Here is a 10,108-nt window from a genome sequence, read left to right as displayed (position 1 = left end):
CTCGGCTTGCCCGACAGTGCCTATCAGATGATTGCCTCCCACTTTATCGGGTACCCCCGAATGCAATTCGGGGTTGTCGAAGACAACAGGAAGCTGACAGAGAAGCCAGGCGAACGGAATTCAAACTCTCTTACACCCTGAGGACGACAGGAAGCCGGGTGCTCTTTCCTTGAACGTGTCGGGTGGCACTGTTGGCTTGCCAACAGTGCTTGTATTACACTCACCCTCTCTGATCAATTACAAGTGAATCTCGCGTCTTCAATTCACCAGAACAACATTACTGCACCTCTTTAAACCGGGGTCCGTTCTCTTTAAAGAACTCCAGCCAGCGGGCCATGATCGCATCGCCGATCGTTTTCCCCTGCTGATATTCTTTCAACGGCTTCCCCCAGTAAAAGCCGATCCAGCCGTCAGCATATTGACGAGACTCCTGCATGAACTGTTCGAACTCCTCAGGCGAACTTTTCAGCGGGAACGTCTCTTCAATCACCAGCGGCTTGCCGATATCAAAGCCTTTGAGCGTCTCTAACGCCTCCTTCAGCTTGCCCTTTTCGGGATACAAATGCACGCAAATGAAATCCAGATGCTCGCTCACCTTCTCCGGCACAAAACCGGACTGCAGCCCCTTCCGTTCCAGGCTCCAGGGAACCATTCCGACGGTAATCAGGTGCCGCGCGTCCTGTTTGTGAATCGCCTCGACCAGCGTTTTGATCCACGCGGCTGCTATTTCAGGTCGCGTCCGTTCGTCCGGACTGAGCGTAATCCGCTGCACGAAATGCTTGCCCGCAAATCCAGGGCCCAGCCAGTCCGTTCCTTTTTTCTTACCCCCGTGCACCACCGGTTCATTCATCAGGTCATAACAGAAAATCGCCGGACTCCCGGCACACTGCTTTGCCACCGCAGACCAGAAATGCGTCTGGGCCTCCCACCGCTGTTGATCGTTGAGTGCATCATACCAGGGCGGAACATCCTGTTTGTGATAACAGCCCAGACCGGTCAGATCGATGTAAAGTCCCGTGCGTTCGGCAAGCGTCAGTAGATCACCCAGTTTTTTGAGTGCCTCCGCGCGTGGCTGATCGGGGGCCGACATGAACTTCCCGAACTGAATGTGAATCCGCACCACATTCGCGCCCAGCTGTTTCATCTCTTTGAAGTCGTCTTCGATCGCCGACCACTCTTTGTTCCAGTAATCTTCCAGCAACCGGCCGTCCCGGTCGTGATCGTAATTGAAGCCCCAGGGAACAAACCGCTGGTGTGACTCTGCCGTCACGAACGATTTTCCATCCGCACTGACCTGAATCCACTCCAGTTCCGCCGCCGACAGCAGCGAAGCACACAACAGACAACAGACAACCGATAGCGAGCGCACACACATGGTCTTACTCCGGAAACAGGAGTGAAAAGAAACGATCTACTGACCGCCATTGTAAAACGTGTGATTTAAAAAATTCAACAACCGGCCCGAGAGGTTTCCCGCTCTGCTATTGAGACAGCCCCCCATTCTGCGTATCGTAAAAGGACTTATCATTTATTCCTGCAAAGAGGTCATCCATGAAACTGTGCATCCCGGTCTGTCTCGTTCTGAGTCTGCTCTTCATCGATCTGACCGCCCTCGCAGCAGACGACGCTGCCTCAACACTGACCTACGAAGTCGACCTGCGAACCGTGCGGGAAGGCTTTGACGGCAAGACCTGCTGGGTCCAGGCCCGCGCCGGCGCCATTCCCCAGGAGGGCGACTTCCCGGCGACGGTAGTGCTCACGATGCAGAAGCTGCTGCTCACCGGTTCGGATGTGTTTTATGCCCTGAATGAAATGCGGACCAGTGACGGCGAACACTGGGTCGGCCCCATGAAACACGACACACTGGCCCGCCGCCGACTCTCCGATACGCGCGAGATCGCCATCTGCGATTTCACCCCCGGCTGGCACGCGAAGACGAAAAAGCTGCTCGGCACCGGCCACTCGGTTCGCTATGAACACAATAAAGTCATGCACGTCCGCAAGCGGAGCGTCGCCTACTCGGTTTACAATCAGCAGGATCACACCTGGTCCGACTGGACGACAATGAGCATGCCTGACGAACCCCGCTTTGAAGACTGCGGCGCCGGCTCCGCCCAGCGCTGGGATCTGAAAGATGGCACCATCCTGCTCCCCGTTTACTTCAAACCCAAAGCAGAGAAGCAGTACAGCACCACCGTGGTCCTCTGTGACTTTGACGGCGAAAAACTAACGTACAAAAAGCATGGCAGCACACATACAGTGCCGGTCAAACGGGGCCTTTATGAACCTTCCATCACGAAATTTCAACAGAAGTATTACCTGACGATGCGGAATGACGACAAAGGCTACGTCTCCGTCAGCGATGACGGTTTGAACTATTCAGAGCCGGTCGTCTGGAAATTCGATGACGGGCAGGAGCTGGGAAATTACAACACGCAGCAACACTGGGTCACGCACAGCGACGGACTCTTCCTGGTCTACACCCGTCGCGGCGCGAACAACGATCACGTCTTCCGGCACCGGGCGCCGCTGTTCATGGCGGAAGTCGATCCGCAGACCCTCCGCGTTAAACGCAAGACCGAACGGATCATTGTCCCTGAAAAAGGGGCCCGCATGGGCAACTTTGCCGTCGTCAACATCAGCCCCTCTGAAACCTGGGTCGTGGTCGCCGAGTGGATGCAGCCGATCGGCATCGAAAAATACGGCAGCAACAACCGCGTCTACACCTCCCGCATCAAATGGTCCCGACCTTCCAGAACCAAATAGGCGACAGGGTGGCACTGTTGGCTCGCCAACAGTGATCGTCAAACAACGATCGAATGCAATCCGATATTGCCGCAGGCAACAGGAGGTCGCAGTTCAACCCCACAATCCAGAACCAGCGCACCGACCCAAAAATCCAGGGCGCGGACCCATGTGTCCGCCCGCCGTGTGCCACTGCTCGGCTTACCCGACAGTGCATATCAGATCAACAACTCAAACTCAAAAGGGTAGTGCCGAACGTTGGGGCATTTGAGAGATTTTTCGATCACCGTTGGGCAAGCCAACGGTGCCACCCGACGCATAAACCTGAAAAACCGTTATGGGGGGTGGTATCGGATGCAATCCGATATTGCCGCAGGCAACAGGAGGTCGCAGCTCAACCCTACAATCCAGAACCAGCGCACCAACCCAAAAATGTAGCGTGCGGACCCATGTGTCCGCCCGCCGTGTGCCACTGCTCGGCTTGCCCGACAGTGCATATCAGATCAACTCATACCCAAATGGGCAGGCCTGAATTGCCAGGGCACTTGAGAGATTTTTCCCTCACCGTTGGGCAAGCCAACGGTGCCACCCGACGCATAAACCTGAAAAACCGTTATGGGGGGTGGTATCGGATGCAATCCGATATTGCCGCAGGCAACAGGAAGTCGCAGCTCAACCCTACAATCCAGAACCAGCGCACCGACCCAAAAATCTAGGGCGCGGACCCACGTGTCCGCCCGCCGTGTGCCACTGCTCGGCTTGACCGACAGTGCATATCAGATGAATGCCTCCCACTTTATCGGGTGGGCCCGAATGCAATTCGGGCCGAGCGCAGCGAGCAGGAAACTGCCAGGAAATCTTACAAAAAAAGAAACCGATTCTTACCAAGTCATCACAGTCGTCAGTTTTGCTCTAAATCACTGCCTCTCTCTGTCAATTTCCTGTTGTCTTCGACAACCCCGAATTACATTCGGGGCCACCCAAAAATTATTAACCGACAGGGTGGCACTGTTGGCTCGCCAACAGTGATCGTGAAACCGCGCCTACTCCTGCCCCGCCACCAGTTCCTTCAACGTCTGCATCAGCGTCCCTTCCACTTCGGGAGCGGTCCGCGAAACCCGACCGGTTTCATAGCCTCCCTGTTCATAAGCGATCGTCGTCCCAATATAACCGGGGCCCTGATCTCCATAGGCGGCCATGCAGACAAAATCATCGAGGGCCATTTTCTGCGCCGCCAGCTGATATTCCACAAACAGCTCGCCCGGCATGTGAATGACCTGGGCCGGGCCAATCTTCAGCCGCGTGATGTCGATCGTGGTCCCGGCCTGCGTCCGCTTCAGGTAATCCAGATCGCGGGCCGCGCGAATGCGTTCGGTCACCCGGGCTTTGGGATCCTTCAGAATCGCTGTCAGCTTCTCTTCATCTAAAATATCCCTCAGGGGCAGCAGCACCGGTTTGACTTTCCAGCTCACATCCTTCGCGGTCACAGGGGTTTTCTTTGTCGTCAGCCAGGCCTGCTGCATGCCGTCCGCCAGCCGTTGTGCCAGCAACGGACGATTCTCCGGATCACCATTATTATACTTCCCCGCCCCAATGTTGCCACCGGCGCCATCAAAGTGGATCTGCAATACGCCGGGCAGCTGCTTTTCATTCAGTCCCCGGGCCAGACCCACCGTGTCACAGCTGATTCCGCCCCGACCATAATAACTTTGTGGATGCGTCGCGTAATAACTGAGCACCACCAGCGGCTCGTCTCCGTTCCACAGGCTGAGCAGACGGACGAACGGATCGATGGTCCCCTCCGGAGCCGCAATCGCGGCCTTGTTCCGCGAGGAACTGAAACGCACGATCTTCACGTTCCCGTCCGGCCCCAGTATCCGACGGTTCGAGGCGAACTGTTTCACTTTTCCTTTGCCGGTCCCCACATGCGTCACGGGCCGGGCCTGTTTCAGACTCTGCTGTGCCGCCTCAATCGTACGCTGCATCACGTCTTGCAGATACGCTTCCTGATACATCACCCCATCCAGGCCGTTCTCTTTCAGCCGCTGATTCGCCGAGATGTCCACGCCCGGCGCGTCATGCTGATGCAGACAATGCACGGCACAGTGATCGGGCGTCGTTCCCAGAGCTGCGGACAGCTGTTTCTTCCACTCATCCTGCGCACCGTTGTTCGCGCCCACCCAGTCCAACGCCAGCAGGACGATCGGCTTATCAGCGCCCAGCAGAATCATTCCCCGGGCACTCAACGGATCCACCACTTTTTTCGCCGGCGAAATATGTCCGTAACAGAGCGGATGACCAATGGGGGGCGTGATATCAATCGCAAACGACGCAACTTGTAAGGTCTGCTGCGGCGTCTGTTTCGCAGAGTCTCCCGCAGCAACCGGGGCAACGAGGATGAGCAATGCAAACAGACAGACAACAATCAGGCGGGGCACATGTAAGGGAGACATCAGCTGACTTTCCTGAGTTTTTGAGTGTGAGGATAGTTTAGGATGGAAGCAGATAGTATAACAGATTTTTGATTCGTCTGCTCAACCCCGATTCACAACTTCTGCCGAGAAATTCCCTTTCCGCGCCCGTCGCACTGTCTGCCTTATGCCTCGTTTCTTTTACGGCAATTTTGATTTCGAACATCAGCTCGCCAGCGCAGCTTACGGCACGGCGACAGGCGCAGCCTCCTCACTCACGTCGAGCCTGGCCAGTTGCTGGCTTGGTCTGGCGGAAGATGACGATCAGATTTATCTCCCCGCCTCCGTGCCCGAGGAGTTCTCAGCACAGTTACAGGCCTCCGGCTTCCCCCACGTCCACTTCGCCTCCGACTGGCCCGCTCCGGACACAGCCCGCTCCCTGACTTTCGTTCCCTGGGGCTGGTCGGCCGCAATGTCACAGCTGGCACATTCGAAAGGTTTCTCTGTCAGGGCGCCAGACCTGACCGCCGTCCGCACCGTCAATGCCCGTGCTTTCTCATTTCAACTGGAAACGGAATGGGGAATCGCCCTGCCCGGCAGCTGTCAGGTCGAGGATCTGACATCGCTGGAACAGACACTGAAAGCACTCCCCGACTCGGCTGACTCTGCCTGGGTGCTCAAAGCCAACTTCAGCATGTCGGCTCGCGAACGAATGTATGGACGCGGCAATCAACTGATCGAACCGATCCGCAGCTGGGCCGCCAAACGCCTGGCGCAAGGACAACCCCTGTTCCTGGAACCCTGGGTCGAACGCATCAGTGAAGCCGGCCTTCAACTGGAGATCCCGCATGCAGGAGAACCCACGTTCGTCGGTCTGGCGATGTTGCTCAATGACGCGCGGGGACAGTATCGCGGCAGCCGCATTCACGTCGATGAGTCAACGCTCCAGGAATGGCAGCCCGCTCTCGAAGTGGCCCAGCGCGTCGCACGGGCCGTGCAACAGGCAGGCTATGTGGGAGCATTGGGTATCGACGCCATGCAGTATCGTACAGCAGACGGAGAAATGCGGTTCCGACCGCTTCAGGATCTGAACGCACGATATACCATGGGCCGCCTCGCGCTCGGTTTTCAGCGTTTCCTGGCGGCAGATGAGGTCGCCAGGTGGCTGCATTTCCCCTGGAAAGAGTCGTATGGTATCGACTTTTCAAACTGGTTAAGATGTGTTGCGTCTCAGGGACCGGCCGGCAATCGACTGCAGGCGACCTCCCCGGATCGGATCGACGGACAATGCCCGCGTCTGGCCAGCGTCCTGTTAATCGCCGGGAATCAAGCGGACCTGCAGACAGGCGCAGCTGCACTGACAGACGCCCAAGCGAAACTGAATCAAACGACCGGTTGAGACGCCAGAATCGAACGAACAGAATTGACAGCCCTTTATGACCGAACAGCGGGAACCTCAACCACAACAGCGCAGCTGGCCCCGACGTCTGCTCAACCGGATGGAAGTCAACCGGGCCGTCTTCTATGCGCTGGTCAGTCGAGGCTGGCAGTTCGTCTCGGGCCCGGTCACGATGCTGCTGATCGTCGCCTTTTTCTCCAGCGAACTCCAGGGCTATTACTACACCTTCGGGGCACTGGTCGCACTGCAGACCTTCGTCGAAATGGGCATGCAGGTCGTGACCCTCTACCTGGCCAGTCATGAATGGTCGAAGCTGGAACTGGACGAACAGGGTTATCTCACCGGCGATGCAGCAGCGCTCGCCCGACTCCGCAGTCTGGCGAAGCTGGTCCTGAAATGGTACACGATTGCCGGCCTCTTCTTCGTCGGAGGAATTGGCATCGCGGGCTACTGGTTCTTTCAGTCCCAACCCGCAGACGGAGTCCACTGGCAGGGCCCCTGGTTCTGTATCGTGGGACTCACCGCCCTGACCCTCGTCGCCACCCCCTGCCTGACACTCCTGGATGGCTGTGACCAGGTCTCCGTGACAAACCGGTATCGTGCCTTTCAAAGTGTGACGGGCACACTCGTGGTCTGGGCTGCGATTTCCAGCGGCGCAGGTCTCTGGACCAGTGTCGCGATTTGTGCCGTCCGCCTGTTCTGGGAACTCTGGCTGATCAGCGTGCGCTATCGACGCTTTTTTGCCTCCCTGCTCCCGGCTCGCTCTGGGCCCGGCGTCAACTGGTCGGAAGAGGTCTGGCCCCTGCACTGGAAGCTGGCAATCCAGGCGATGGCGACCTATTTCACCAGTTCCTTCGTGATCCCTCTGATGTTCGAATACCAGGGCCCCGAAGTTGCCGGCCGGCTCGGTCTGACCTGGACCGCACTGCTGACCCTGCAGATGGCCGCCTATTCCTGGATGCTGACCCGCGCGCCGCTGTTCGGTTCACTGGTGGCACAAAATGACCTCCGGGAATTCAATCGCGTCTTCCGCAGGCTGTCCCAGGTTTCGATGCGGGTACTCATCGCCGGGGGCACCCTGTTCTGTCTGATCGTCTGGGTCCTGCAACTGCTCCAGGGAACTACGCTCCCCGCCGGTTGGGAGATCCTGGAACCCCTGTGGGACCTGGTCCAGAAACTGCAGCATCGTATTCTCCCCCTCTACCCGACAGTTCTGCTGACACTCGCCCTGATTCCGATTCATATCGCTCAGTGTGTAATGGCCTATATCCGCCCCTTCAAACAGGAACCGTTTCTATTCCTCAATACCGCCTCGCAACTCATCACCGGCGGCCTGGTCTGGTACCTCGGAAAAACCTGGGGACCGGTGGGTGCCGGCTGGGGATTTCTGCTCACCGGCGTTGTACTGACCATCCCTGGATTTTTGCTGATCCTGAAACGGTTCACGGGAAAGCAGCTGTGACCGGGAGCGTCGACGATTTGCTGCTTTGCTCGAAAAAAAAGTTGACAGATAGAATTCAGCCGTTTACCATCGATTGATATACATGGTTTCATATAAATCATCTCTGATGGTCTCAAGTTTATACCATTTCATTTCTACATCTGATTGAGTCCATTGATTGCAAATTCGTTTCTGTCGGGCCAGCTGCTTTTGGTTTCGAGACGGAGACATTCTCTACGGAAACTCATCCGATTCAACTGACGCTGATCCCTACGCGCGTCTGGTCGGGTTCATCTATTCTTGCTCATGCACTGAAGGAGTCTGCCATGCGAGACCTGTTGACTGGCACATTCGTTTGTCTGTTGTTTTATGGTACGACCTCACTGATCCCCGCCCACGCTACAGACAAGCCGGTCATACCGGGTCAGCCAGCCATCCTCACAGGCGACTGGCCCGTTAAATTCACCGTTCAGCAAAAGCAACCCCCTGTCGTGCGGCAGGCGATTCAGATCAAACAGCCATTCTACCCGAAACTGAATCCCCGCGCGCAACATCTCCAGGATGCGCTCAAAAACGATACGACAGTCGACTTTCCTGACGTTCCTCTTATGAAGGCACTTCAGGAAATCCAGAAGCAGCATGGCATTAATATCTTTGTCTCAGGATCAGCTTTGAAAGAACTGGGAATCACTGCCGAGGAACCCGTTAATGTTTCTCTGCGTGGGGTATCTCTCAAATCGGCATTGAAAATCATTCTGGAGCCACTGGGAATGGCCTATGAAATTGACCAGGAAGTTCTCAAGATCACCACGCAGGCAGAAGTCGATCGTCACATGAAAACGCGGATCTACCCGGTCGGCGATCTGTGCAGTTCGGAAAAGGAATTTCTGGCCATTCAAAATGCGATTCTGATTGGGTGCCAGTTACAACTCCGGGCCCGCAAGCAGCGCTGGTCTGCACAGGAACTCGAACTGCGAAGACCCGCTCCCGCCCCAGCCCCTTATCAGACCAGCAGCAACCCCGCGATGACGTTCGTCCCCCAGTGCCACGCGCTGGTCGTCAATGAGACGGAGGAAATCCACGAGAAAATCGTCGAACTGCTCACTCAGCTGCGGCAGGTCCGTCAGGATCAGGCAGGACCGGTGCTACAAAAAACAGAACAGTCGCATTAAATCAACGCTGTCTTCTGACAGGCGCCTTCTTTAAATACAGGAGACGATTATGAAACGGTTTCTGAAAAAGAAAATTGTCATCACCGTGATTTTCTGTCTGACAGCCGGCTGGATGGTGCTGGCCCTCAACGCTGAGGTTGAACAGAACGCCCGGCGATTTGACAGCGACAGAGCAGTCGAAATCAACGAAGTCGCCGAAGCCAGCGATGACGCGCTTCTGAGTAATGTCGCTGAGTTTCAGACGGAACTCCCTGCCACGACCACTGTCAAGCAGACCTTTTACCCGGTCCTGACTGCAGCCGAGCAGCAAATTCAGGAAATGCTGCAGACCCGGGTCGATGTGGATTTTCAAAAAGTCTCCCTGGCCGAAGCGTTAGACACTCTGCAGAAGCAGCATCAGCTCAATCTGGTTCTGTCTCCCCAGCAGCAATACGATCTGGAACAAGCAGAAGAGTGGACCATCAGCGTCTCTGTCAAAGGAATCACGCTGGGCTCCGCATTGGAACAGGTCCTCAAACCATACGATCTCACTTACACGGTCGATCAGGACATGCTCAAAATCATGTCGAATTACGAAGCGAGTCAGATCTTCAAGGTGCGTCTCTACCCGGTCACCGACCTGTGCCGGTCCCATGAAGACTATGAACAGCTCCGCGAGGTCATCCGCAATGCCCGCCTCGGGAACTGGAAACCGGACGGGCTCGACAAACTTGATCCCCCGATTATCGGTTTCGGCGGAGGCCACGTCAGTGCCGAAGGCTACCAGTTCTCAGGAGGCACAATTTCCATCCTCCCGCAGACCGGTTCGCTGGTGATCAGCCAGAATTATCACACACATCAGAAAGTCGTCGATTTCCTGAACCTGCTCAGGCAGGTCAAACAGGAAGCGTCCTTAAAACAGAAATAAGTTCCGCAGATGAACCGATTCATTTCGGCAACC

The 10,108-nt window shown here is 56.2% G+C and carries 7 protein-coding genes; 5 read left to right on the top strand and 2 right to left on the bottom strand.

Going from position 1 to position 10,108, the window contains the following annotated elements; genetic code table 11:
* Window positions 1–277: 277 nt before the first annotated feature.
* The gene (locus Enr10x_RS03220; RefSeq protein ID WP_145103963.1) at window positions 278–1,375 is read right to left on the bottom strand and encodes a cellulase family glycosylhydrolase; all 1,098 of its coding nucleotides are present in this window, start codon (window positions 1,373–1,375) and stop codon (window positions 278–280) included.
* A gap of 176 nt (window positions 1,376–1,551) precedes the next feature.
* On the opposite strand from Enr10x_RS03220, the gene Enr10x_RS03215 reads away from it, so the two are divergent.
* Entirely contained in the window at window positions 1,552–2,766 is a 1,215-nt protein-coding gene (locus Enr10x_RS03215; protein WP_145103961.1) for a sialidase family protein, read from the top strand.
* A 1,022-nt stretch (window positions 2,767–3,788) separates the two neighbouring features.
* Here Enr10x_RS03215 and Enr10x_RS03210 read toward each other — a convergent pair.
* On the bottom strand, window positions 3,789–5,198 hold the full coding sequence (locus tag Enr10x_RS03210) for a hypothetical protein (protein ID WP_145448124.1): 1,410 nt from the start codon (window positions 5,196–5,198) through the stop codon (window positions 3,789–3,791).
* A 145-nt stretch (window positions 5,199–5,343) separates the two neighbouring features.
* On the opposite strand from Enr10x_RS03210, the gene Enr10x_RS03205 reads away from it, so the two are divergent.
* From Enr10x_RS03205 to Enr10x_RS03190, 4 genes are all read left to right on the top strand, one after another.
* The gene (locus Enr10x_RS03205) at window positions 5,344–6,555 is read left to right on the top strand and encodes a hypothetical protein (RefSeq protein ID WP_145103957.1); all 1,212 of its coding nucleotides are present in this window, start codon (window positions 5,344–5,346) and stop codon (window positions 6,553–6,555) included.
* A 37-nt stretch (window positions 6,556–6,592) separates the two neighbouring features.
* Window positions 6,593–8,017, top strand: a complete 1,425-nt coding sequence (locus tag Enr10x_RS03200; RefSeq protein WP_145448123.1) for a polysaccharide biosynthesis protein — start codon at window positions 6,593–6,595, stop codon at window positions 8,015–8,017.
* 305 nt (window positions 8,018–8,322) lie between these two features.
* On the top strand, window positions 8,323–9,168 hold the full coding sequence (locus Enr10x_RS03195; protein ID WP_145103953.1) for a DsrE family protein: 846 nt from the start codon (window positions 8,323–8,325) through the stop codon (window positions 9,166–9,168).
* Window positions 9,169–9,217: 49 nt separating this feature from the next.
* Window positions 9,218–10,075, top strand: a complete 858-nt coding sequence (locus tag Enr10x_RS03190) for a hypothetical protein (RefSeq protein ID WP_145103951.1) — start codon at window positions 9,218–9,220, stop codon at window positions 10,073–10,075.
* Window positions 10,076–10,108 lie beyond the last annotated feature (33 nt).

Origin of the sequence: Gimesia panareensis, assembly GCF_007748155.1 — a bacterium.
GTDB classification, from domain to species: Bacteria; Planctomycetota; Planctomycetia; order Planctomycetales; family Planctomycetaceae; genus Gimesia; species Gimesia panareensis.
The sequence above is the reverse complement of the archived record's forward strand: the minus strand, read 5'-3'. Positions and strand labels throughout refer to the sequence as shown.